This window comes from Streptomyces sp. OZ13 (assembly GCF_052068155.1).
GTDB lineage: Bacteria > Actinomycetota > Actinomycetes > Streptomycetales > Streptomycetaceae > Streptomyces.
In genome coordinates, this window is sequence record NZ_JBQHCZ010000009.1 from 206729 (window position 1) to 230418 (window position 23690).

Annotated in this window: 18 protein-coding genes; 10 read left to right on the forward strand and 8 right to left on the reverse strand. The window is 73.5% G+C overall.

The features are described from left to right. The first annotated feature begins 30 nt into the window (after positions 1–30). A complete protein-coding gene (locus ACTMTU_RS21500; protein ID WP_441265210.1) occupies positions 31–1422 on the forward strand; it encodes a maleylpyruvate isomerase N-terminal domain-containing protein in 1392 nt (463 codons plus the stop codon). A gap of 105 nt (positions 1423–1527) precedes the next feature. On the opposite strand, the gene ACTMTU_RS21505 is transcribed toward ACTMTU_RS21500, so the two are convergent. After that, a complete protein-coding gene (locus tag ACTMTU_RS21505; protein WP_441265125.1) occupies positions 1528–2850 on the reverse strand; it encodes an MFS transporter in 1323 nt (440 codons plus the stop codon). Between the two features lie 56 nt (positions 2851–2906). On the opposite strand from ACTMTU_RS21505, the gene ACTMTU_RS21510 reads away from it, so the two are divergent. After that, a complete protein-coding gene (locus tag ACTMTU_RS21510; RefSeq protein WP_441265126.1) occupies positions 2907–3896 on the forward strand; it encodes an ArsR family transcriptional regulator in 990 nt (329 codons plus the stop codon). Positions 3897–3951: 55 nt separating this feature from the next. Here the strand turns inward: ACTMTU_RS21510 and ACTMTU_RS21515 are convergent, their stop codons facing one another. Beyond that, a complete protein-coding gene (locus ACTMTU_RS21515; RefSeq protein WP_159690790.1) occupies positions 3952–4257 on the reverse strand; it encodes a trypco2 family protein in 306 nt (101 codons plus the stop codon). Between the two features lie 35 nt (positions 4258–4292). Here ACTMTU_RS21515 and ACTMTU_RS21520 point away from each other — a divergent pair, with 35 nt between their 5' ends. From ACTMTU_RS21520 to ACTMTU_RS21530, 3 genes are read left to right on the forward strand one after another with little or no spacing between them, the layout of a single operon-like run. Next, positions 4293–7955 (forward strand): tetratricopeptide repeat protein, encoded by a 3663-nt coding sequence (locus tag ACTMTU_RS21520; protein WP_441265127.1) that lies wholly within the window; start codon positions 4293–4295, stop codon positions 7953–7955. Then, complete coding sequence (locus ACTMTU_RS21525) at positions 7952–9184, forward strand: hypothetical protein (protein WP_441265128.1); 1233 nt, start codon at positions 7952–7954, stop codon at positions 9182–9184. The genes ACTMTU_RS21520 and ACTMTU_RS21525 overlap by 4 nt, the downstream gene beginning before the upstream one ends. 7 nt (positions 9185–9191) lie before the next feature. Next, the gene (locus ACTMTU_RS21530; protein ID WP_441265129.1) at positions 9192–10469 is read left to right on the forward strand and encodes an extracellular solute-binding protein; all 1278 of its coding nucleotides are present in this window, start codon (positions 9192–9194) and stop codon (positions 10467–10469) included. Positions 10470–10489: 20 nt separating this feature from the next. On the opposite strand, the gene purU is transcribed toward ACTMTU_RS21530, so the two are convergent. Further along, positions 10490–11341, reverse strand: a complete 852-nt coding sequence (gene purU, locus ACTMTU_RS21535; protein ID WP_441265130.1) for a formyltetrahydrofolate deformylase — start codon at positions 11339–11341, stop codon at positions 10490–10492. A gap of 45 nt (positions 11342–11386) precedes the next feature. Then, positions 11387–11833, reverse strand: a complete 447-nt coding sequence (locus tag ACTMTU_RS21540) for an SCO4402 family protein (protein WP_005316098.1) — start codon at positions 11831–11833, stop codon at positions 11387–11389. A 172-nt stretch (positions 11834–12005) separates the two neighbouring features. Between ACTMTU_RS21540 and ACTMTU_RS21545 the strand changes: the two genes are divergently transcribed. Then, on the forward strand, positions 12006–13319 hold the full coding sequence (locus ACTMTU_RS21545; protein WP_441265131.1) for an ABC transporter substrate-binding protein: 1314 nt from the start codon (positions 12006–12008) through the stop codon (positions 13317–13319). A 75-nt stretch (positions 13320–13394) separates the two neighbouring features. Here ACTMTU_RS21545 and ACTMTU_RS21550 read toward each other — a convergent pair whose 3' ends face one another. Together ACTMTU_RS21550 and ACTMTU_RS21555 are read right to left on the reverse strand one after the other, a co-directional pair. Further along, the gene (locus ACTMTU_RS21550; RefSeq protein WP_441265132.1) at positions 13395–15365 is read right to left on the reverse strand and encodes a hypothetical protein; all 1971 of its coding nucleotides are present in this window, start codon (positions 15363–15365) and stop codon (positions 13395–13397) included. Positions 15366–15541: 176 nt separating this feature from the next. Beyond that, positions 15542–16927, reverse strand: coding sequence for a transcriptional regulator (locus ACTMTU_RS21555; RefSeq protein WP_441265133.1), 1386 nt, complete (start codon positions 16925–16927; stop codon positions 15542–15544). Between the two features lie 282 nt (positions 16928–17209). On the opposite strand from ACTMTU_RS21555, the gene ACTMTU_RS21560 reads away from it, so the two are divergent. The 4 genes from ACTMTU_RS21560 (at position 17210) to ACTMTU_RS21575 (ending at position 21493) form a co-directional block, all read left to right on the forward strand. After that, complete coding sequence (locus tag ACTMTU_RS21560) at positions 17210–17875, forward strand: bifunctional DNA primase/polymerase (RefSeq protein ID WP_441265134.1); 666 nt, start codon at positions 17210–17212, stop codon at positions 17873–17875. Positions 17876–18014: 139 nt separating this feature from the next. After that, the gene (locus ACTMTU_RS21565) at positions 18015–18827 is read left to right on the forward strand and encodes an ABC transporter ATP-binding protein (RefSeq protein ID WP_441265135.1); all 813 of its coding nucleotides are present in this window, start codon (positions 18015–18017) and stop codon (positions 18825–18827) included. Beyond that, complete coding sequence (locus ACTMTU_RS21570) at positions 18803–20425, forward strand: transporter (RefSeq protein ID WP_441265211.1); 1623 nt, start codon at positions 18803–18805, stop codon at positions 20423–20425. The genes ACTMTU_RS21565 and ACTMTU_RS21570 overlap by 25 nt, the downstream gene beginning before the upstream one ends. A gap of 204 nt (positions 20426–20629) precedes the next feature. Then, positions 20630–21493 (forward strand): hypothetical protein, encoded by an 864-nt coding sequence (locus ACTMTU_RS21575; protein WP_441265136.1) that lies wholly within the window; start codon positions 20630–20632, stop codon positions 21491–21493. Positions 21494–21495: 2 nt separating this feature from the next. Here ACTMTU_RS21575 and ACTMTU_RS21580 read toward each other — a convergent pair whose 3' ends face one another. Together ACTMTU_RS21580 and ACTMTU_RS21585 are read right to left on the reverse strand one after the other, a co-directional pair. Continuing rightward, entirely contained in the window at positions 21496–22287 is a 792-nt protein-coding gene (locus ACTMTU_RS21580) for a hypothetical protein (RefSeq protein ID WP_441265137.1), read from the reverse strand. Next, positions 22284–23147, reverse strand: coding sequence for an alpha/beta fold hydrolase (locus tag ACTMTU_RS21585; protein WP_441265212.1), 864 nt, complete (start codon positions 23145–23147; stop codon positions 22284–22286). Before ACTMTU_RS21585 ends, ACTMTU_RS21580 begins: the two co-directional genes overlap by 4 nt. Positions 23148–23690 lie beyond the last annotated feature (543 nt).

Below are 23690 nucleotides of genomic sequence, written 5' to 3' on the forward strand. Positions count from 1 at the left end.
CCCCTGGACAGCGGTGGCGACGGGGAGGAGGTGCGGGGCGTGCCGCGCATACCGTCCCCGCGCGCCGCGGCGGACGACCTGCGTCCGGATGCGTACCGGCCGGCACCGCCCGTTTCTCCGGAGCCGGCTCCCGGCGGCGAACCCGCCGACGCCATGGACGGCCCCTGCCCGGCGGCCGGGTCCGGCACGACCGACAGTGCGGCGGGCAGCGGGTCGGACGGCGCGGTCGACGACTCGGGGAACCGCTCGGTGAACGGCGCGGCCACCGCCGGCGATCCGGCGGCCGGTGACACACCCGCCGCTCCCGAAACCCCCGCACCCGCCGCCCCCTCGCACGGCGTGCTGAAGTCCCTGCTCGGCGCCTGGGCCCTGTCCGCGTGCTCCGCGGAGGAGACCGCAGCCGTCGAGGAGCACCTCGGCGACTGCGCCCCGTGCGCGGAGGAGGCCCTGCGGCTGCGTGACGCGGTCGGGCTGCTGCACACCGACCGGGACCTCGACCTCGACCCGCTGCTGCGTTTCCGGGTGCTGGAGAACTGCCTGGGCCGCAGACCCGCCCGTATCCCCGTGCCCGCCTGGGCCGATCCGTACGACGCGGAGACCGCGAGGCTCGACGCGCTGCTCCGGGACATCGGGGACTCGGAGTGGCACGCGCCGGTGCGGCTCAAGTGGTTCGAGGGCGAACGCCGGATGAGCCGCCGCACGACGGTGGCCGGTGTCATCGGGCACCTGCTGACCGTCGACGGCATAGTGGCCGGCGCGATCGGGCTCGACGACCCGCTGGGGCCGCACGCACCGCTCCTGCCGACCGCGCGCACCGAGGCGTTCTGGGACGACAGGGAACTGCCGCCCACCGGCACGATCCGCGAACCGTGGCGCGACCAGAGCCACGACCTGATCCGCACCGTGTCGTTCGCCGGTCCCGCCGCCGCTGAAATGTCCGTCTCGTACGGCTCCTTCGCGCTTCCGCTCCGGGACGCGCTGCTCGACCGGGCCTTCGAGTGCTGGATCCACGCGGACGACATCGCCGACGCGGTGGACTACCCGTACGCACCGCCGAGCGGCGCCCACCTCAACCGGATGATCGACCTCGCGGCGCGGCTGCTGCCCGCCGCCCTCGCGGAGCGCAGGCGCGCGGGGCTGGCGGCGCCGCCGCAGCATCTGGTCGCGGCGGGCGCGCCCGGACGGTCGCTCCATCTGGAGGTCGAGGGCTCCGGCGGCGGCAGCTGGTACATCGCCCTGGACTCCCCTGCGGCGGTGGGCTCACCGGACAAGTCGGTCGCGCAAGTGGCCCTGGACGGCGTCGAGTTCTGCAAGCTGGTGGCCGGACACGTCTCCCCGGAGGAGGCGGCCGCGGGCCAGGACGGCGACCGCCAGGCCATCCGTGACGTGCTGTTCGCGGCGGCGGCTTTGAGCCGGCTCTAGGAGAGCCACTGCCGGATCGCCCCATGTCAGGGGCCGGTTCCCTGGTTCCGGGGCCGGCTCCTCCGTCGGCGCGGGGCGGGTTCGGGTGGTCCCGGACGAAAGAGCCTAGGCGCCGGGCGTCCGCTCCTTCGGCGGGCTGCCCGCCGGCCGGGCAGGGGCCCACGGCTGCGGCAGTTCCTTTCGGCGGCGCACCGGGGAGAGGAAGACGGGCAGGAAGGCGAGCGTGAGGCAGCCCGCGCCCACCCACATCGCGACGCGCAGACCCGCGAGTTCACCGATCAGGCCGGCCACGGCCGAGCCGACGGCGATCGCGCCGGTGAGCATGAAGCGGAAGGTGGCGTTCATCCGGCCGAGCAGCGGGTCCGGCGTGAGCCGTTGGCGCAGGCTCACACCGAGGACGTTGTCGACGCCGATCTTGAAGGTCACCAGCATCCATCCGGCCCCGGCGAGCCACAGCCAGGGGCCGCGGTCGATGAGCGGCACGAGCAGCGCGGTCGGCGCCATCACCAGTCCCGCGACGCCGAGGGTACGGCCGTGGCCGAAACGGCGGGCCACGGGGCGGGCACAGCGCGCGCCGAGGAGGATGCCGGCGCCGCCCGCCGCCCAGTAGAGGCCGAGCACCCCGGCGGACAGGCCGAGTTCGCGGGTGAACAGGACCGGCAGGAGCTTGTTGACGATCTGTGAACCGAGGTTGGTGAGGGACGCGGTGAGGGCGAGTGCGCGGAGCTCGGCGTTGCGCAGGACGTGCCGCAGTCCCTCCGCGATCTGCGCCGCCAGTCCCCCGCGCGACCCGGCGCGCCCGCCGTCCGCCCCCTGCGGCACGACGCCGTCCGTCTCCCTGCGGGTACGGCCCGCCGACGGCAGCGCGAGACGGACGGCCGAGGCCAGGTAGAGGACGCCGACGCCGATGACGGCCACCGGCGCCGTGAACATCTGCACGATCCCGCCGCCCGCGCCCCGGCCCGCCACATTGCCCGCGGCCTGGAGGCTCACCACGGCGGCGTTCGCCCGTACCAGGCTCTCGCGGCCCACCAGCCGGGGCAGGATGCTCTGCGAGCCGACGTCGAAGAAGACCGTGGCGCAGCCGTTCAGCAGGACGACCGCGTAGAGGTGTTCCAGGGTGAGAGCGTCCAGCGCCCAGGCGGAGGGGACCGAGGCGAACAGGGCGGCCCGCACCAGGTCCGCGGTGATCAGCACCCGGCGGTGGCGCATCCGGTCCACCCAGGCACCGGCCGGCAGGCCGATGAGGAGGAACGCGACCGTGCTCAGCGTCGCCAGCAGACCGACCTCGCCCGCGCTCGCGTCGAGCGCGGACACGGCGATCAGCGGGACGGCGACGTAGCCGATGTTGGTGCCGAGCTGGCTGAAGGCGGTGGCCGTGAAGAGTGTGCGGAAGTCACGGGAGCGCCAGGGACTGTCGCTGGTCATGGTCCGTACGCTGCCTCGGACTCCGCGTCGGGCTCCAATGATTTAGCCTCGGCCGAATGGTGCTGGAGAGCCGCCCGGAGGGCGGCACACTGGAGATCGGTTTCTCCGCCGAGGACGTGGCCCGCATACGCTTCGCCGTGTCCCCACTGTGGGAGGTCGTCGCGAGCCTGCGGGTGCTCAGGGACACCGGGCCGGGTGCGCACCGGCCGTGGGCGGAGCGGGTACGGCCCGCCCTCGCCGCCGCGAAGCTGGACCTCGCCCCGCTGTCCTCGCTCATCGGCCCGCCGCCGGCCGGCGTCCCCGGCTTCCTGGTGGCGCCGCCCACGACCCCGCAGCCCTCGCTCGACGTGGAGTTGGCGGCGCTGCGTTCCATGCCGCACGAACTGCTCCGTACGACGACGCCCGCCGCGAGGGAGGGGGTCGCCGCACTGCGCGCGGACCCGGATCGCGGTCTCGGGCGGCTCGCGGACGTGATCGCCGCCTACTGGGAGGTGGCCATGGCCCCGTACTGGCCGCGGATCCTCACCGTGGTCGAGGGCGACATCCTCTACCGCGCCAAACGCCTCGCCGAGGGCGGTGCCCGGCGTCTCTTCGACGACCTCGATCCGCGGGTCACCTGGGACTCGGGCACGTTGCAGGTGATGCACCGCTGTGTGCGCGGCGAACGGCGTCTGGACGGCCGCGGGCTGGTCCTGGTGCCTTCGGTCTTCGGCGGGCCGCGGATCTTCTCCGACGTGGACAGCCCGGACTGGCAGCCCACTCTGCGCTACCCGCCGCGGGGCACCGCCACCCTGTGGGAAGCGCGGGCGGAGCCGCTCTCGGACGCCCTGGCGGGTGTGCTGGGCCGCAGCAGGGCCCTGCTGCTGGCCGAGCTCGCGGCCCCGGCGTCGACCACCGACCTCGCCCGCCGTACCGGCCTGTCGGCGGGCGGTGTGTCGCAGCACCTCACGGCGATGCGCGCGGCCGGTCTGGTCAGCGCGCACCGTACGGGTCGCGTGGTGCTCTACGCCCGTACGAGCGTGGGCGAGGCGCTGGTGACCGGCTGAACCCGGGCGGTACGCGCGGTGCGTCCCGCCCCGGCCGACGGTGGTCCGTGCCGCGTCACTCGCCGCCGACGCTGATGTTCGGGTCGCCGTCGGGTCCGTGCGGCTTCAGCTCCACCTGGATGGTGTGCGTCGTGTCGCGCGCCGCGGAGCCGCCGCCGCCGGCCGTCAGCACCCCGATCCGCAGCTCGGCCCGCCCGCTGCCCTCCCGGCGCACCTGCACCGCGAACTCCAGGTGCACGCTCTCCACGCTGAACCGCAGATCGCGTCCCTCGCCCGCGCGTTGGGCCCGCTCGAGCTCGTCACGGACCTGCCCTATGACCTCAGCCAGCCCCACGACCGCCGTTTCGTCACGCTCAGCCATCGCGCCCCCCGTCTCCCGTAGTTATCGTGAGCAGTATGAGCGAGCCGATTCGCACATCCAACTCCCAGATACATGACGAGAGTTGGCGGGTACGTCTGCTCCGCGGACCGGATCGGGCGGGCCGGCCGCTCGGCGCCGGGGTGCTGCTCCCCGGCGGCCTGGTGCTCACCTGCGCCCATGTCGTCCTGATGCGCCCGGACTCCTCCGGCATCCGTACCCCGCTGGAGGAGGTCTACGTCGACGTACCCCACGCCCCGGCCGGAAACACCACGGAGCCCCTGCGGGCCCGGTTGCTCAGGGAGTACCTGGTCATGCCGACGGGCCAGTTCGGCGGGGACCTGGCGCTGCTCAAGCTGGACCAGGAACCGGCGGTCCCGCACGCCGTCCTGCACCGGCAGATCCCCGCACGCGGCGACATGGTGCATTTCACCGGATATCCGGAGGACCTGCCCGGCGGGGAGCACCTGGACGCCCGGCTGATGGGGCGGGGCGGTCCCGCGCCGACGCCGGAGTGGGTGCAGCTCGACGCGCTGAACGCGCCGTACGTGGTGCGGCGCGGCTACAGCGGATGCGCCGTCGTGCACAGCCGTTCGCGGCGGGTCATCGGCATCGTGGCGCACCAGTTCGGCACGCCGCAGGCGCGGGTGCGCCGGGACCACGCGTACATGATCCCGACCGAGACGGTGCTGAAGCACCTGCCGCTGGAACGGCTGGGGCTGACGGTCACGGGGAAGCCGGCCGTGTCGCACGACGTCGCGGTCGACCACGACAGGACCGCCTCCGGACGTGTCCCGGGACTGCACCGCCGGCTGACGCGCTGGCTCGACGGCGCCCCGGACACCGACCCGGTGGAGCCCGTGTTCGCCGGCGAGGGGGAGCACGACCTGCTGCACACGGTCAGATCGGTGCTCACCCTGGCCGACCGTGAGCAGAGCCCTCCGGACGCGCCGTCCGCCCACGGCAGCGCGACGGGCCCGGGGCAGGTCGCGGCTGAGCCGCAGGCGGGCAGCATCGACATCGCGGTCGACGCGACGAACCGCACCGTGGCGGAACTGGCCAGGGACGCGGCGGACCGTATCGGCCTCGACCCCCTCCCGGACGGCCCGCCGGCCGGTGCCGGCGACACGGACGGGGACCTGGTCGGACGGATCGCGGCCGAGAGCCCGCCGCTGATCGCCGCCTTCCTGTCCGTCGACCGGTCGGCCTCCACCGACGACGAGATGCTGCGGCTCCTCTCCGCGCTCCTCGCCCGCGGCCGGAGCCGGCTCCTGCTCGTCTTCAGCGACCCCCGCTCACCCCTCCTCGCCCGGGTGCGCGACGAACTCCTCGGCCCCGACTGGGCCGCCCGCCGCACCGAACGGCTCGGCACGCGGGTGAGCCGGCTCGCGGAGACGGAGCAGCGGCTGCGGCAGCTGTCCGGCCGGCGGCCCGCCGCCCTGGCCCCGCGACTGCGCCGGATGCTGGAACAGCTCGGCCCGGCGGGCCCGTTGAACGCTTCCCCGGAACAGCCGCACGCCCTGTTCCGCTGCGCCGTCGACATCGAGTCGGCGCTGCTCGACGCGGAGACGGCCGAGCAGGAGCTCACCGGTCCGGCGGGGCCCCGGGAGTTCGTCGTCGGGCCGCCCGGTGACGGACTGACCGACCTGCCGTCCGTCGCCGTGCGCGACCCGGACGCACTCGTCACCGAGCAGGCCGGGGACCGCCTCGCGGGCGGCGAGCGGCTGCACCAGCAGTACGAGGTGGTGGGGCCGATCGGGCAGGGCAGCCACGGCAAGGTGTATCTCGCCCGCGATCTGCTCCTGGAGAACCGTCCCGTCGCGCTCAAGGGCATCCTCGACCCCGGTGATCCGGCGGCCGTGCTCCAGGCCCACCAGGAGCGGCTGCGGCTCGTCAGCCTCAACCATCCCTCGGTCATCCGGGTGGTCAACTACGCGCGCCACGAGCCGACATCGGCCGAGTTCATCGTGATGGAGTTCGCCGACGGGGCGTCCCTGTCGTGGGTCGGCTCCCGCATCGCCCGCGGCGTCGAGCCGTTCGCCGGGCCACGGGTCCGCGAGTTCATCGTCGTGTACGGGCTGCTCGTGCTGGAGGCCTTCGACCACCTGCACCAGGAGGAGAAACTGGTCTACGGCGACCTGTCGCTCACCAACGTCCTGCACTGCGGCACCGGCATCAAACTCATCGACGTCGCGGGCGTACGCGAACCTCGAGCACCGGGACCCGTCAGCCACCGGCCGCCGGAGAGCGGACCCGGCGGCGGGATGACCACCGCGGGCGACCTGTACACCGTCGGCGCCGTCCTCGGTGAGCTGCTCGCCAAGGACCCGGCGCCGCCGTCCGACCTCGGCACCGAATCGCTCCGGCGCGCCCTCGCGCGTGCCACGGCCACCGACCCGAGGCGGCGCTACGCCTCCGCGCAGGAGATGGCCGTCCAGCTGCGGGGTGTGCTGCGCGAACTGCGGTCGCTGCGACTGGACGAGGAGACGTTCGAGCCGTCCCCGCTGTTCCACTCGGCCGCGATCGCGCTGGACGGCCGGCTGGGCAAGCCGCCGCCGCTGGAGCGCTGGCGGGCCGACGGCACGGCCGACCGGCTGGGCGCCCATGTGCCGGAGCCTGCGGAGGCCGCGGTGGCCCTGCCGGTGCCGAAGGCCGACGTGCGGGACCCCAACTGGAAGGAACTCCAGCGCACCTCCTACGACGACCCGGCCGGTCTGCTCCAGCTCAGCGACGAGTGGCTGCCGTCGCCGGAGCTGCATCTGCTGCGCTGCCGGCTCCATCTGGAGCTGGCCGGTGTCCGCCGGCACGGCCGTGACAAGGAACTGGTGACCGCCGCGGTGGAGCTGGAGAGGGCCGGGCGGCTGCTCGGCGACCGGGCCCGCTACGACTGGCGCCTGGACTGGCACCAGGGTCTGGCGCAGCTGGCCCACGGCCGCCTGCACCGGGCGCTGAACTGCTTCGACACCGTGTACGCGGCGATCCCCGGCGAGTACGCGCCCAAGCTCGCCCTCGGCTACTGCCACGAGAAGCTCGCCGACGAGTGGCGGACCGGCGAGCGGGCCTCCGCGCCCGAGGCACCGGCGGCGCGTGAGGCGCACGAGCAGCAGGCCATGCTGTTCTACGACGCGGTGTGGCGGCGCAACCACGCGCTCGGCGCCGCCGCGTTCGGGCTGGCCCGTATCCATCTCGCCCGGCACAGCCCCGACCGCGCGCTGGCCTCCCTCGACGGTGTGCCGCCCGACTCGCGGCACCGCACGGCCGCGCGGACGGCGATGGTGCGCATCCACGCCGGCACGCCCACGGTCGCCTCCGCGGTACGAGCCCACGCCGCCCTGCACCGGCTCGCGGGCCACGAGGGGCTCACCGACCGGCAGGCGCAGGAACGGCTCACCGCGGAGCTGCTGGAACAACTGCTGGAGCTGGTGCGGTCGCAGGGCGGCGGCGTGCTCGAGCAGGTGCGCGCCGCGCTGCCGGCGGCCGTCCCGCTCCCGCGGACCGAACGGGAACTGCGCGAGCAGTTGTCCGCGAGCTACCGCCAACTGGCGAAACAGGTACCGGACACGGACACCGCGGAGGGCGCCGCACTGGCGGAGGCGCTCCTCGACAACGCGTACAGCACCCGCCCGCTCGGTCTGCGCCATGCCCGCCACCACGACCGCGGCCCCTGGCTGCGCCGCCTGACCCTCGGGGGCCGTTCATGACCACGCGCCCGTACACCGGCCCGCCGGCGGACGCCGCCGGAGGGACGGCCGGCGGGAGTGACGTGCGGCCGTCCGCGCGGCGAAGGGTGGCCGCGCTGTGGCGGCGCCCCGTCACGGCGGTGCGCCGGCCGCCGGCGACGAAGCCCGCCCCGTGGATCAGGGCCTGGCGGATCCTCGGGCCCGGGCTGTGGGCGCGGGCCACCGGACGAGGACCCGGGGGGCGGCGGGCGACGGCCGCGTTCCTGCGGCGCCGGATGCTGGTGCTGCCCGCCCTGGCGCTCGTCGCGCTCGCGCTGTGCGCCGCCGCGTACAGCGACGTGCACGATCGCTCGGACCGGCTGCGCCACCGGTCGGTGCCGGCGCTGGAGGGACTCGCGCAGGCCCGCACGTCGCTGGTCCTGGCGCGGGAGCAGGCCGAGCTGCGGTTGCTGAGGACCGGGCATGCCGGCCGGGTCGAGCTCGGCGAGACGTACCGCTCCCGGCTGACGGAGGCGTCGCAGAGCCTGAACCGGGTCGCCCAGACCGGTGCCCTCGGCCGGGGACAGGAACAGGAGTTGCGGGTGGTGTCCGGGCTCGTCGTCGCCTACGGGGACAAGATCGCCTGGGCGGACCGCAACCGGTCCAGCGAACTGCTGCGCACGGCCGGTGTCGACTACGCGGCGGGACTGCTCGGCAGCTCGGGCACGAGTCCGGAGGAGCAGCAGGAACCGACCACCGTGCTGGACCGGATCGAGAAGATGGAGAGCCTGCTGCGGCAGGAGAGCGGCGACCTCGCCGCCTGGAGCCCCCTGACGCTGACAGCCGCCGGAGCGGCCGTGGTCACGACCGCGCTGTTCGGCTTCATGACGGTCGGCACGGCGGTGTTCCTGCGGGACCGGCTGCGGCTCGTCAGCCTCCAGCTGGCGGCGGGCGCGCTGCCGGTGCTGGTGACGCCGTTGCTGCTGGCGTTCGGCGGCGCCCAGGAGCACGACGCCCAGCACGATGTGCACGCGAAGGTCGCCGAACTGGCGGAGGTGGAAGCGGACGAGGCCGCCCCGCGGGCGATCGAGCGGGCGGCGGACGCCGCGTACGCGCGGATGAGCGTGGCGGACCCGGACGGCTGGTCGCTCACGGCGGGCATCACCGTGCCGGCCGCGGGACTCGGGGCCATCGCCTGCGGCGTCACGCTCCACCTCTACGGCAGGCCGTACCCGGCGGCCCGCACCCGACGGACGTCCACCGACGCGTGAGGAACCCATGAGGAGACGCAGGGGCCTGAGAACGCTGCTCGCGGGAGTTCTGCTCGCCGTGGCCACGGCCGGGTGCGGCGGCGGCCCGCCGGAGGAACGCACCCTGGTCGTGCTCGGCCCGTGGACCGACGGCGAGGAGAAGCCTTTCGTACAAGCGCTGAACAGCATCGGGCAGCAGACCGGGAACCGTTACGTCTACAAGGGCACCCGCTCGCTGCGCGAGACCCTCGTCGCCCAGCTCCAGGCCGGCGCGCCGCCGGACGTGGCGATCCTCAACAGCCCCGGTGAGCTGGCCGAGTACGCCAGGGCGGGCGATCTCCGTCCGCTGCCGGAACATGTCGCGGGGGCCGCCGTCACCCCGTGGGCGCCCACCGTCACGGTCCAGGACGCGGGCGGCCAGGCGCGGACCCGCGCCTACTGGGCTCCCATCCGGGTGGACCTCAAGTCGCTGGTGTGGAGCAGGAGGGAGGTGGCGGACTCCGCTCCCGTTTGGTGCGTGGGACTCGGCTCCGGCGCCACCTCCGGCTGGCCGGGCACCGACTGGATCGAGGACCTGATGCTTCAGCGCAGGGGCTCGGCGAAGTACGAGGAATGGGCCACGGGCAGGATGCCCTGGGAGGAGACCCGCGCGGTCTGGGAGGAGTGGGCACGGATGCTCACCGCGGACGGGCGCACCCCCGACGCCCGGTGGCTGCACGACTTCGCGGTGATCGGCGACCGCCGCCACGGACTCCTGAACCGCGGTGACTGCACCCATGAGCACCAGGGCTCCTTCATCCGCAGGCACTACGGCGACGACGTGCGGCCCCTGCCGACCGCCGACTACCTGGACAGGCTGACGGCCGCGGAGGAGGACGAGGAGGACGAGAACGCCTTCGAGGTGTCGGGCGACATGGCCGCGGTGTTCAGGAGCAGTGCGGCCGCCTGGGACCTGCTCGACCGGCTCACCTCCGAGGAGGCCCGTAAGAGCTGGGCGGCCGCGGCGCTGCCCGGTGAGCGGCCGTTCTTCCCGGGCGCCACGGCACTCGCCGCGGAGCCGTCGGCCACCAGGGACGTCCAGCGGTTGTTCCGCTCGGCGAGCCGGATCTGCTTCGACGCCTCCGACGCGATGCCGCCGACCTTGCGCGACGCGTTCTACCGGGCGGTGCTGGAGTTCGTCGTCCGCCCCCGGGACAAGGCGCTGCTGGACCGGCTGCTCATGCAGCTGGAGGCGGAACGTCAGCTCCAGAACGAGGAGAAGGCGTTCGTCCTGGACGACCTGTGCGGCACCCCGGTCCACGGGTAGGGCGCGGTCAGGGTCACCCGTCAGGCGAAGACGACGGTCCTGCGGCCGTTGAGCAGGATGCGGTGCTCGGCGTGCCACTTCACCGCGCGGGCCAGCGCCTGGCACTCCACGTCGCGGCCGACCGCGACCAGCTGTTCCGGGGTGACCTCGTGGCCGACGCGTTCGACTTCCTGCTCGATGATCGGGCCCTCGTCGAGGTCGGCCGTCACATAGTGGGCGGTCGCGCCGATGAGCTTCACACCACGGGCGTGCGCCTGGTGGTAGGGCTTGGCGCCCTTGAAGCTCGGCAGGAAGGAGTGGTGGATGTTGATGATCCGGCCGCTGAGCTGCTTGCAGAGGTCGTCGGAGAGCACCTGCATGTAGCGGGCGAGGACGACCAGCTCCACCTGCTCGGCGTGCACCAGGTCCAGGAGCTGCGCCTCGGCGGCCGCCTTGTTGTCCTTGGTGACCGGAATGTGGTGGAACGGGATGTCGTAGGAGGCGACGAGCTCGGCGAAGTCGGTGTGGTTGGAGACGACGGCCGCGATCTCGACGGGCAGGGCGCCGGTACGGGAACGGAACAGCAGGTCGTTCAGGCAGTGCCCGAATTTGCTGACCATCAGCACGATCCGCATCCGCTCGTCGGCGAGATGGATCTGCCAGTCCATCTGGAACGCGTCGCCGACGGCGGCGAAGCTGGCGCGCAGTTTGTCGACCGTCACCGGGGCCTCGGCGGAGAAGTGGACCCGCATGAAGAACAGACCAGTGTCCCGGTCACCGAACTGCTGGCTGTCCTCGATGTTGCAGCCGGTGATGAACAGGTAGCTCGAGACGGCGTGCACGATGCCCTGTTTGTCAGGACAGGAGAGCGTCAGGACGTACTGGTCGGTCATCCTTGTAGCCTGCCACATCCGGCCGTCCGGCCAGGACCGCGTCCGTCAGGCGGACCGCGTCATGATCCGCAGCACCTCGAGGGAACGCGGCGGGGTGTCGGGGTCCTCCCCGTCGCTGGTGGCCATCCGGACGTGCGCGTCCCGCGCCGCTCGCACGGCCTCCGGCCAGCCGTGGTGCTCCATGTACGCGGAGACCGGGGCGTCGGCGCCGACCTGGTGCATGATCCGCAGCACACGGAGCACGGCGACGTCGACGAGCGCGGCCTCGCCGGAGTCGCGGAAGATCGTCCCGACGTACTTCTCCGCGGACCAGTTGTCCAGCCAGGTGTCCTCGACCAGACGGTAGACGGCGTCGGTGACGTCGCCGTATCCCTCGCGCCCCGCCAGCCAGCACTCCTGATGGAAGACGGGGTCGGAAAGCATGTGCAGCGCCGAGCGCACGTTGCTGCGCCAGCGCCACCAGGGCATGTCGTTGAGCGGCATGCCGCCCATGGTGGAGGAGCGACGGCCGCGACGGGAAGGGTTGACCGAACCTTGCTGCACGCCTTCGATCGTACGTTCCCTTTCCGTCCGCCCGAACGCCCCCCTGCAATTCACCTGGACGTCACCCGCCGTTGAAACATGCTCACTGTGCCGTTACCTGGAAACGGAAGCGTGCACAGTCATGACCGGTAGGCGTCGTCCCTCCTCCCCTCGCCCGTCCAAAACCTTCTCAGTCCGTACCGCGTGTACGGCGGTGGTGGCGACCGGGGCGTCGCTCATCGCCGGCTGTGGCGTACTCCCTGGAGATCCGGGGGGCTCCAGGGAGCCCGTCACCGTCATGACCTTCGCCCCGGAAGACACCAGAGCAACCAATATGCCCGGCATGCCCGCCATGGCCAAGGCCTACGCCCGCTGGGCAGAGGCGCAGGGCGGCATCGACGGCCACGAGCTGCGGGTCATCACCTGCAACGAGCAGAACACCCCCCAGGGCGCGGCCACCTGCGCCCGGCGCGCCGTCAAGGAAGGCGCGGCCGCGGTGGTCGGCTCCTACAGCCAGTACGGCGACGCTTTCATGGCTCCCCTGGAGGCAGCGGGCATCCCCTTCATCGGCGGATTCGGCATCTCCGACGAGGAGTTCACCAGCTATCTGTCCTACCCCGTCAACGGCGGTCAGGCCGCCCTGCTCGCCGGGAACGGCCAGCAGCTCGCTGACGTCTGCCACAAGGTCGCGCTCGTACGGCCGGACAGCCTCGCCGGCGACGACCTGCCCGACCTCCTCAACGCGGGCCTGGCCCGCGGCAAGGCCCGGGAGTCGGCGGACATCCTCGCCGCCGACGACGCCACCGACTACTCCGACGACGCACGGCGGGCACGCAGGCAGGCGGCGGAACCGGACTGGACCACGACCGCGTCCGACGGCGACAGGCCGGGCTGTGTCACGGCCGCGCTCGGCGAACGCACGGAAACCTTCTTCGACTCCTACCGGCGGCTGCCCGAGGACGGACGGCAGGTCCGGATCTCGTCCGTGATGGGCAGCGTCGGCCAGCCCCTCATCGACCGCACCGGTGGACGCAACGGCCCTTACGAGGGCGCCTACATCACCGGCTGGTACCCCGACGCGAGCGACGCCCGCTGGGACCGGATGCGCGACGTGGTCCGGACCCACGCGTTCGGCGACAACAGGATCGACCCGGCCGACGCGGGCGTGCAGACCACGTGGATCGCGTACAACGTCCTCAACAAGGTCGTCCGCTCGATCGACAGCGACCAGATCACCCCCGGCAAGATCTCGCACGCCCTCGACCAGGGGGTGGAGGTGTCGACCGACGGCCTGACTCCGGCCCTGCGGTGGAGCTACGAGGACATGCTCGGCGCTTCCCGCTACCCGAGGATCGTCAACAGCAGTGTGACGTTCCAAGTGGTGCGCGACGGACGGCTGGTGACGCAGCGGAAGGACTTCGTGGACGTCGCCCGGACCCTGATGGACGCCTCGTAGGGCGACCAGGACCCCGCACCCGCCGTCCGGCGCCCCGGCCCGCTCCCCACGGGGAAGCAGGCCGGGGCCTCGTCGTCAGAGCTGGCTGCTGCGGCGCTCCGTCAGGCCGTACTTGCGGGCGATGGAGTTCCACAGCGGCGACGCCGCGTTCTTCGCCGCCGTGGCCTCTCCGCTCGCCGCGTTGGCCTGGGCCGTGCGGCTGGTCACCCGCGCCTTGCCGTCCTTGCAGCCCTTCTTGCCCTTGACCTGCTGCGCCCAGGCCGCGTAGTGGTCGTCGGCGGAGGCGGACGCCTGCCACGCCTTGACCAGCGAGGCGGTCAACTCGGCGTTGCGGGGCAGCTTGTCGACGGACAGGGTGCCCAGCCGTGTCACCAGGCTACGGCGCTGCTGCGCCGCGCCCTTCAGGTCGGCGGTGGCCTGGTCCAGGTTCTTGCAGACCTTGATGTTCTCCACGGAACGGATGACCGCGTCACGACTGTTGTTGCTGTCCGCGAGGAGCTTGTCGAGCTCCTTCGCCTGCGGCTCCGCGGGGTCGGCGGCCTGCGTGGTGGGGCTCGCCTCGCTGGGCGCCGGCACGTCGGCCGCGACGTTCTTGTCCGGGCCCGGGTCCTTCGGCTCGTCCCCGTCGCTGAACATCACGGCACCGACGCCGAGTCCGAGGACGGCGCACCCGACGACGAGCGCGGCGACCACCGGCGCCAGGGACCGGCGGCGCGGCTCCGGCTCCGGGTCGTAGTGCGGCTCGTACCGGGCCGCCGGCCGGCGGTCCTGCGGATGACCGTGACCGGGCGGTTCCTCGAAGCGGGGCATCTGCTGGGTGGCGTCCGCCGTCTGCGCACCCTGTCCCTCGGAGCGGAACAGGCTGTCGAACTCGGCGGGCGGCTGCCGGTCCCCGGGGGCGCCGGGGCGGATGCCGAACGGCTGCCCGGGGGGAGCGGGCGGCACGGCCCCGCCGGGCACCGGAGCGATGTACTGGGTGGCGTCGGAGTCGGAGACCTGGCCGGCCCCCTCCGGCGCACCGCCCTGCGCGGCGCCGGACGCCAGGGGGCCCGTGCCGAGGAACGTGGTCGACTCCGCGGGCATCTCCGGCGGCAGCGCACCGGGCGCGACGGGCGCGATGTACTGCGTGGCGTCGGCGTCGCCCCCGGCGGTGTGCGGCGCGGCCTGAGGGAAGCCGCTCGGCGCGTTCGGGCCGGCGGCCTGCGGGGAGCCGCTCTGCGAGTACGGGTCGTGCGGTGCAGGGGCCTGCGGGCCCTGAGCGGGCTGGAAGGGCTGCGCCCCCGCGCCCGGCCCGCCGAACCCGGCACGGCCGGCGTCCTGAGGGGCTTCCGGGTACCGCCCGTAGGCGTCCGGGCCCTGAGGGGCGGAGGACTGCGCCGCCGGGGCGTCCTGCGGCGGGAGCGGCTGCCGGTGCACACCCGGCTGCGGTACCGCCGGCACCTGCGCGCCGTACGACGGCTGCCCCTGGTGCCCGCCCCCCGCCGGGTAGTGGCCCTGCCCGGCGGGCGCGGGGCCCGCCGGCGGGGCGGCGTGGGCGCCCTGCCCGTGATGCGCGTCCGCCTGCTGCGGCGGCGTACCGGGAGCCCCGTAGCCGGCCTGCTGAGCGGGACCGCCGGGGTGGTTCTGCGGAGCGGCCTGCGCGGGGGCAGCCGGGTAGCCCTGGGGGCCGGCCTGCCCGGGGGCCGCCGGGTAGCCCTGGGGGCCGGCCTGCGCCGGGCCGCCGGGGTGGCCGTAACCGCCCGGCTGCGGCGGGGCGGCCGGGTAGCCGTAGCCGCCGGGCTGCGCGGGGGCCGGGTAGCCGTACCCCTGAGGCGCGCCGCCGCCGGGGGGCGGCGGGCCCGGGTATCCGTACGCGGCGCCGGGCGCGGGAGCCGACTGCTGCGGGCCCCACGGCTCCCCCCACGGCTGCCCACCCGCCGGAGCCGTCTGTGCGCCTGCCGCGCCCGGTATGAGGGGCTCACTGCCGTCGGCGGGCAGCACGACGCCTTCGTGCGCGGGCCGCGCGGCGGGTAGCCGCTGCTCGTCACCCTGTCCGCTGTGCGTCACCGGGACTCCTACGTGTGGACCTACTGCGATCGTCGGCTCACGCTACCGGGTGCCCGGAGTGGTCCGCACACACGTGCCGGAGCGGTAACAAGATGCGGACACAACTCGCCTTCCGTTCCTGGGAGAAAGCCCTTGTGCACCACCCGCCACTTGCGCCTCTCGCGCCCCGCTCGACGTCAGGCCGCGGCGCGCAGTTCCAGCCGGGTGGCGAACTCCCGTACCGACGGCTCCTCCGCGTACGGCTCCAGCCGCAACTGAAGGTCGTCGAGATACTCCGCGCCCCTGCTCGAGCGCAGCGTGTCCAGCAGCTCCACCGCCCGCGTGCCCGTATAGCAGGCCTGTTCCACCTCGCGCTGCTGCACCTGCGCGGAGGCCAGCAGGACCAGGCCGATCGCCCGTCGGCGGGCCCGCGACTCCGGGTGGCCCGCCAGCGCCTGCGACGCGTAGCGCGCCGCGCTCTGCGCCTCACCGAGGTCGCGGTGGCAGTGCGCCAGTTCGTCCGCCAGATACGCGCCGTCGAAGTGGGTGATCCAGTCCGGGTCGTCGCCGCTCTCCGGCTCGGCCCGCTCCAGCGCGGCGAGCGCCCGGCCGGCCGCCTCGTGGCAGGTGCGGGCGTCGCCGAGGAGGGCGTGCCCGCGCGCCTCCGCCGCGTGGAACATGGCCTGCACCCGCGGGGTGACCCGCCCCCGCGCCCCTTCCTGCGCCGCGCGGGCGAGCTGGGCGATCTCGCGCGGGTTGCCGAGCTCAGCCGCCAGGTGGCTCATCGAGGCGGCCAGCACATAGCCGCCGTACGCCCGGTCACCGGCGGCCTGCGCCAGGCGCAGCGCCTGGATGTAGTACCGCTGGGCGAGCCCCGGCTGACCGGTGTCCACGGCCATGTAGCCGGCGAGCTCCGTCAGCCGCGCCGCGGCGGCGAACAGCTCCCGGCCGACCGCCTCCCGGTACGAACCGGACAGCATCCCGGAGACCACGCTGTTCAGGTAGTGCACGACGACCGGCCGCACATGGCCGCTGCCGAAGCGGTGGTCCATCTCCGTCAGCGCGGCGGTCATCGCCCGGACCGCGTCGACGTCGGGCGGGCCGACCCGCGCCCCGGCGGTGCGGGCCACCTGGGTGTCCGCTCCCGTGATCAGCCAGTCGCGGCTCGGCTCCACGAGAGCGGACGCGGCGACCGCGGAGCCCGACAGGAAGTCCCGGCGGCCCACGTCGCTCCGCCACAGCTCGCAGACCTGCTCGATCGCCCCGACGACCGTCGGCGCGAACTGGAGGCCGACACCGGTGGCGAGGTTCTTGCCGTTCGCCATGCCGATCTCGTCGATCGTGACCGTGCGCCCGAGCTTGCGGCCGATCGCCTCCGCGATGATGCCCGGCGCCCGGCCGCGCGGCTGCTGGCCGCGCAGCCATCGGGCGACGGACGTCTTGTCGTAGCGCAGGTCGAGGCCGCGCTCGGCGCCGACCATGTTGACGCGCCGGGCCAGCCCGGCGTTCGAGCATCCGGCTTCCTGGATGAGCGCCTGAAGCCGTTCGTTCGGCTGGCGGACGACGAGAGGCCTGGCTGCCATGAACTACCCCCTGATGTTGATCAATGAGTTGATCAATGCCCGGCTGATATACGGAGAATGCAGGGTTGGTCGGGTTGGTTCGCTTTTGCCGTGGCGCGGCCCGGTCACGGCCGCTGACGTGCGCGCCCCGCACTCCTACCCGCCCGTACGGCCCCCGGCCCGTGCGCGCCCCCGGTCGTGCACCCGTGCGCCCCACGTGCAGGATCGATGCTCCATCGCCCACCGCATCACGCCCCGTAACCCGTCGTTGCGGCGGTAGTTGAGTGTGTCGTGGAAGAGACCATGGCAGTCACGGAAGCCGCCCGGATCCCCCAGCAGCGAGGCGAGCAACTGCTGGACAGCGCTGTGCGGTACGCGGAAGAGAGGCACTGGGACGTGTTCCCCGGCACCTGGCTGGAGGCCGTCGAAGGGGGGCAGCGCTGCTCGTGCGGCGACCTGCGCTGCCCCCTCCCCGGCGCGCACGCCGGCCGCCCGGACTGGGCGAACCAGGCGACGGGCAGCGCCACCGCCGCGCGCCGGATGTGGACCAAGCAACCGACGGCCTCGATCCTGCTGCCCACCGGCCGCACCTTCGACGCCATCGAGGTCTCCGATTCGGCCGGCTTCCTGGCGCTCGCGCGCATGGAGCGGATGGATCTGCCCCTCGGCCCCGTGACGTGCACTCCCGACCGCCGGATGATGTTCTTCGTCCTGCCCGGCGCGGCGCTCAAGGCCCCCGAGCTGATCAGGAACCTGGGCTGGCTCCCGAGCTCCCTCGACCTGGTCACCCGTGGCGAGGGCCACTACGTCGCCGCCCCGCCCACCCGGATCGGCGGGCACGGCGCCGTGCAGTGGGCGCGCCGCCCCACCCCGGCCAACCGCTGGCTCCCGGACGCCGAGGAGCTCATCAGCCCGCTCGCTTACGCGTGCGGCAGGGAAGCGGCGTCGGGGCGGGTGCGCCAGGGATAGCGGCAGCGCCGAGCGGATGCCCGGGAGGAGGCGGGTGGGACGGGGACAGGTCGGCCGCCCCGCACCCGGGCGTCCGTAGGGTGGACCCGTACACCTGTGCCGCAAGGCACGTACGGGGACTCCGAAAGGCGCGGAACACATGCCGGACCAGGCAGTTGAGGAGGCGGGCGGGGTGCGGACGGCACCGCCCGCAGTGCAAGTCGAAGGTCTGTGGAAGCGGTTCGGCGAGCAGATCGCCGTCGCGGGGATCGATCTGACCCTGCCGGCCGGCAGCTTCATCGGCCTGGTCGGACCGAACGGCGCGGGCAAGACCACGACCCTGTCGATGGTCACCGGCCTGCTCCGCCCGGACCAGGGCCGGGTCCAGGTCGCGGGACACGACGTATGGCGCGACCCGGTCGAGGTCAAGTCGCGCATCGGCGTCCTGCCGGAGGGCCTGCGGCTGTTCGAGCGGCTGTCCGGCCGCGAACTGCTCGCCTACAACGGCCGGTTGCGCGGCCTGCCCGGCGACGAGGTCGACAAGCGCGCCGGTCAGCTGCTGGACGTGCTGGACCTTGCGGGCGCGCAGCACAAACTGGTCGTCGACTACTCGACCGGCATGCGCAAGAAGATCGGCCTGGCGGCGGCACTGCTGCACAACCCGGAAGTCCTGTTCCTCGACGAGCCGTTCGAGGGCGTCGACCCGGTGTCCGCGCAGACGATCCGCGGGGTCCTCGAGCGGTACACCGCCTCCGGCGCGACCGTCGTCTTCTCCAGCCATGTGATGGAGCTGGTCGAGTCGCTGTGCGACTGGGTGGCGGTCATGGCGGCCGGCACGATCCGCGCACAGGGCCCGCTGGCCGAGGTCCGCGGCGACGCCCAGTCGCTCCAGGCCGCGTTCCTCGAACTGGTCGGCGCGCAGGGCAGGGACAACGGGGAGTCGCTGGACTGGCTCGGCGGCGGTGCGCGTTGAGTACGGCGTCCCTGACCTCCGTCTTCGTACGTCTGAAGCTGTCGCTGCTGCGCAACGGGCTGCGCCAGTCGTCGGGCCGCAGGACCGCGTTCGTCATCTCGATGGTGTTCGTACTGCTGCTCGCCGCCGTCCAGCTGCTGGGCCTGATCATGCTGCGCGGCAACGAGCACGCCATGTCGCTCGTCGTCCTCCTGACCGGGCTGCTGGCGCTCGGCTGGGCGGTGCTGCCGCTGTTCTTCCCGAGCGGCGACGAGACCCTGGACCCGACGCGCCTGGTGATGCTGCCGCTCCGGCCGGGGCCGCTGGTGACCGCGCTGCTCGTCGCGTCCCTGATGGGCATCGGCCCGCTGTTCACGCTCTGCATGGTCGTGGGTTCGGCGTTCGCGCTGTCCCACGGCGTCGTCGCGGCGCTGGTGTCCCTCGTCGCCGTCCCGCTCGCCCTGCTGGTGTGCCTGGCCCTCGCCCGCACGGTCGCGGCGGCGAACATCCGGCTGCTCACCTCCCGCAAGGGCCGCGACCTGGCGGTGCTCAGCGGACTCTTGATCGCCGTGGGCATCCAGTTCGTGAACTTCGGCGCCCAGCGCCTCGGCGACGCGGGCGGCCTTGCGGCACTGGACCCGGCGGCGGCGATCGTACGGTGGGTGCCGCCGGCGTCCGCGATCGGCGCGGTGGACTCGGCGAGCGACGGCGCGTACGGCCGGGCCCTGGCCCAGCTCGCCCTCTCCGCGGTGGCGCTCGTCCTGCTGCTGCGCGCCTGGCGGCACAGCCTGACGAAGCTGATGACCGCCCCGGACGGGTCCACGCTGGCCGCGGCGTCCGAGCCGACCCGCAAGGGCACCGCGTCGGGTCAGCACCGGCTGCTGCCGGAGGGCCGCACGGGCACGGTGATGCAGCGCAGCCTCAAGTACATCTGGCGCGACCCGAAGACCAAGGGCGCCTGGGTGTCATCGCTGGCCATCGGGCTGATCGTGCCCATATTCAACGCCCTCCAGGGCACCGGCTCGATCTACTTCGCGTGCTTCGCCGCCTGGATGCTCGGCATGATGATGTACAACCAGTTCGGCCAGGACACCTCGGCCTTCTGGATGGTGGCGCTGACGATCTCCTCCACGCGTGACGCGTACGAGGAACTGCGCGCCCGGACCCTGGCGCTGCTCGTCATCACCCTCCCGTACACCGTTCTCGTCGTGGTACTCACGGCGGCGGCGCTCGGTCAGTGGCACGACCTGCCGGAGGCGCTCGGCCTGTCCTTCGCCCTGCTCGGCGCGATGCTGGCGACGGGCGCGGTGGCCTCGGCCCGTTTCCCTTACTCGATCCCGCAGGACAGCGCCTACAAGAACGTGGCCCCGGGGCAGGGCGGGCTGGCGTGGCTCTCCATCTTCGGCGGCGTGGTCATGGCGGCGCTGCTCTGCGCACCGGTGATCGTCCTCACGATCATGCTGAACGCCTCCGCCGGCTCCGGCAGCGAGACCCAGTGGACGGTGCTGCCGGTCGGCGCCGTGTACGGGGCGTTGCTCACCTGGGCGGGCGTGCGGCTCGCGGCACCGCAGACGGCGAGGCGCCTGCCGGAGATCCTCACGGCGGTCAGCAAGGGCTGACACCCCCGACCCCGGCCGGCTCACGCCGCCTGCCGCCGCAACACTGAACGGCCGCCGTCCGCCCCCTGGCAGGGGCGGGACGGCGGCCGTCGGGCTGTACGGGGAGCCGCGCTGCTCAGGTTCGCTGACCAGGACCTTGAGCAAGACATGAGCCGGGCCGGTGCCGGGAACCCGGTCGGGTGGCCATGACGTAGCGTCATGGTCATGTCGACGCCGCAGAATCCGTACGGGCAGCAGCCGAATCCATACGGCGGGCCGCCGCAGCCGCAGCCGCCGTACCCGGGACACGCGGCACCGCCCGTGCCCCCGCAGGCCGGGTACGGCGGGCAGCCGTACCCGCCCGCGGGCGGGTGGGGCGCCCCCTCGCCCTACCCGTACGCCCCGCCGGTCCAGCCGCCGAAGAAGGACCACACCGCCAGGAACGTGGTCATCGTGATGGCGTCGGTCATCGGGCTCCTCGCCTTCGGCTGGTTCGCGTCCAATGTCCTCCGGCCGGCCGGAGGGGGCGGCGGAGGCGGCGGGGGCGGCGGCACCGCGTACCCGGCTGCCGAGTACGGGCTGACCGCACCGCAGACCCTGCTCGACGGGAAGTACGAGCTCGCCGACGACCAGTCCGCCCAGCGGCAGAAGGAGCTCGAGTCGTCACCGGTCGACGAGACCGACATCCGCGACCCCCAGGCCACGGTGGCCCAGTACACGTCCGCGTCGGAGGGCGGGGTCCTGGTGCTGTCCGGTATGCACGGCCGCATCAAGAACCCCGACACGGCCCGGGAGAAGATGCTCGACGGCGCGGCCACCGCGGACGGCGCCACGCTCGCCGTGCCGGCGACGGACGTCACCCCGGCCGGCTCCCACGTCACCATCACCTGCCAGGTCGTGACGATGGCACAGGACGGCGGCGGCACCAGCTCGTTGCCCATCTGCGCCTGGGCCGACGACAACACCAGCGCGTCGGTGACGGTGGTCACGGGCGCCACGGCGGCGAAGTCCCCGCAGGACATCGACCTCGACGCGGCGGCCGAGACGACGGCTCAGGTCCGCGAGCAGACCCGCAAGCCGCTCAGCTGACGTCACGCCGGGGCGCGCCGCACCGGCAGGTCCTCCCCGCAGAAGACGCACACGAAGTGGTCCTCCCGCACGATGTTGAACTCCGCGCAGCCCGCGCAGCGGCGGAAGACGATCTCCTGCGTGAACCGCGCGGGCCGCGGGATCCCGGCCCGGTCGAGGGCGGCGGCGACGGACGGCCAGCAGTCGGGGTCGGGGCAGTAGCCGGTGGACTGGTTGCTGACCTCGACCACCTCCCAGCCGTCGCCGTCCCGCCCGAAGGCGACCTCCCCGGCCGCACGGACAGCGGCCCGCCCGGCACAGGCGACATGCTCACCGCGCCGGGCGGCCGGCCGAAGGAAACCCTCATCGTCGACGACGTACGTGAACGGTTCCGCCCACTCCGCCGGCTCCCGGGCCCCCGCCCACTCCCGGAAGTCGTCGCTGCTGCGGATGACCCGCCCCTCCGGGGCGTCCCCGGCGGCATGCCAGATCGCGCGCGGGCCCACGTACCCGAAGCGGCGCGGGCCGTCCGTGGAGAGGATCGTGCGTTCGCGGATCCGGTCCGCGCCCGCGCCGTTGAGGCGCACCTTCGCGCTGTGCGGCGGATCCACCCGGTCCACCGGCCGGCCGTACTGGTCCATCGACTCGAGGACCAGGCGCCCGCCCTCGTACGCCTGCCCGGCCCGGGCGACGCCGGCCACACAGCGCACGACGCACACCGCGCCCCGTGCGTCCACGGACAGGATGTCGGCGATCTGGAGCTCCGCCGGACCGGGAGGGAGGGGCGACGCGGCGGGCGGGCCGAGGGCTGTCACTGTGTCAGGACCCCGTCCAGGAACGGCTCGATCGCGGTCCGCCAGCCGGACGGGCAGTCGTAGTGGACCAGGTGGCCCGCGTCGGACACCTCGCCGTACTGGCCGCGGGGCAGTACGCGGACCATCTCCTGGGCCTCCGCGCGGCCCAGTTCGCCGTCGAGGCCGCGGACCACCAGGGTGGGGCAGCGGACCTGGGCCAGCTCCTCCCAGTGGGCGTCGTGGACCCACGTCTCCCGTGACGTGAGCATCTGCCGGCGGGAGAACACCGGGCGCCAGCCGTCGGCCCGCTCCGCCATGACCTCGGCGAAGAACTCGCCGCGGGCCGGGTTCGGCCGCTCGACGCGTGGATCGTCCTCGCCGAACCACTTGCGGACGTCGGCCAGGGTCGCGAACGGGACGGGCCAGGAGCGGAACCACACCTCCCACTCCCGCTGGGACGCGGCGCCGAGCGCGGAGGCCCGCATGTCGCAGATGATCAGGGCCTGGACCAGGTCGGGCCGCTTGGCCGCGAGCTGCCAGGCGGTGAGGGCGCCCATCGCGTGACCGATCAGGGTCACGGGCGCGAGGCCGAGTTGTTCGATCGCGGCCTCGGCGTCCGCCACATACGCTTCGCGGGTGAACGGCCCTTCCGCGGGTTTGTCGCTGCGGCCGTGCCCCCGCTGGTCGAGCGCCACCGCGCGGTGCCGCTCGGTGAGCCACCGGGCCGTCGAGGCCCAGTGCGATGCCCGGCCCATCAGGCCGTGGAGCAATAAGACCCCCGGGGCGGGGTCCCCTTCCGCGCGGCCCTTCGGCGGGTCCGCGAACTCCCAGGCAGCCAGGCGTACGCCACCTGCTCCGGTCACGTCGATGCGCCGCACCATCGGCCCTGGCACCCCCTTCTCTCCCCCGAGTAGGACTGGCTCGTGTGAGCCCCGTGTCGAACTCCGTCAGACTATCGAACCTGTATTCGAAAACGCGGTTCTGCCACGCAACACCGCTCGTTCGAGTGACCACATGCCGGGATTGACTCGCGCTGCCGAGGGGAGATCTTCTGCGGGAGGCGGACCGCTCGGGGAAAAACGGTCCGTGGGGACTGACCCTGGGAGCTCGGGGCTCCGGGTCAGCACAGGGGAGGACAGGTCCCGGCGCCCTCGGGCGCCGGGACCCCTTCCTGTCAGCGGGTCCCCGCAGAAGCGGCAGCACAAGGAGGCACCCGCAAGTTCGCGCGGGCATCCGCGCCGGTTCCCGCGCGGGGCGTACGACGGGCGCATTTCCGGTTCCCTCCCCTGCCCTCGGTGGGGGTCCCCACCCCCCGGCCGTGGTCATATGCCTCAGCCTCAGGGTGGCACGCGATTGCCCCGGCCGCTGCCATTCCGGACGGAAAACGGTTTCATCCATGTGAAAAAACGGACCGGCCCCGCTCC

Bases quoted from the DNA above. Each gene is read 5' to 3' on its own strand.
- purU (WP_441265130.1), bottom strand. From the start codon at position 11,341: ATGACCGACCAGTACGTCCTGACGCTCTCCTGTCCTGACAAACAGGGC.
- ACTMTU_RS21510 (WP_441265126.1), top strand. From the start codon at position 2,907: ATGGTGCTGGAGAGCCGCCCGGAGGGCGGCACACTGGAGATCGGTTTC.
- ACTMTU_RS21525 (WP_441265128.1), top strand. From the start codon at position 7,952: ATGACCACGCGCCCGTACACCGGCCCGCCGGCGGACGCCGCCGGAGGG.
- ACTMTU_RS21565 (WP_441265135.1), top strand. From the start codon at position 18,015: ATGCCGGACCAGGCAGTTGAGGAGGCGGGCGGGGTGCGGACGGCACCG.
- ACTMTU_RS21530 (WP_441265129.1), top strand. From the start codon at position 9,192: ATGAGGAGACGCAGGGGCCTGAGAACGCTGCTCGCGGGAGTTCTGCTC.
- ACTMTU_RS21520 (WP_441265127.1), top strand. From the start codon at position 4,293: ATGAGCGAGCCGATTCGCACATCCAACTCCCAGATACATGACGAGAGT.
- ACTMTU_RS21555 (WP_441265133.1), bottom strand. From the start codon at position 16,927: ATGGCAGCCAGGCCTCTCGTCGTCCGCCAGCCGAACGAACGGCTTCAG.
- ACTMTU_RS21505 (WP_441265125.1), bottom strand. From the start codon at position 2,850: ATGACCAGCGACAGTCCCTGGCGCTCCCGTGACTTCCGCACACTCTTC.
- ACTMTU_RS21545 (WP_441265131.1), top strand. From the start codon at position 12,006: ATGACCGGTAGGCGTCGTCCCTCCTCCCCTCGCCCGTCCAAAACCTTC.
- ACTMTU_RS21560 (WP_441265134.1), top strand. From the start codon at position 17,210: ATGGCAGTCACGGAAGCCGCCCGGATCCCCCAGCAGCGAGGCGAGCAA.
- ACTMTU_RS21575 (WP_441265136.1), top strand. From the start codon at position 20,630: ATGTCGACGCCGCAGAATCCGTACGGGCAGCAGCCGAATCCATACGGC.
- ACTMTU_RS21515 (WP_159690790.1), bottom strand. From the start codon at position 4,257: ATGGCTGAGCGTGACGAAACGGCGGTCGTGGGGCTGGCTGAGGTCATA.
- ACTMTU_RS21585 (WP_441265212.1), bottom strand. From the start codon at position 23,147: ATGGTGCGGCGCATCGACGTGACCGGAGCAGGTGGCGTACGCCTGGCT.
- ACTMTU_RS21540 (WP_005316098.1), bottom strand. From the start codon at position 11,833: ATGGGCGGCATGCCGCTCAACGACATGCCCTGGTGGCGCTGGCGCAGC.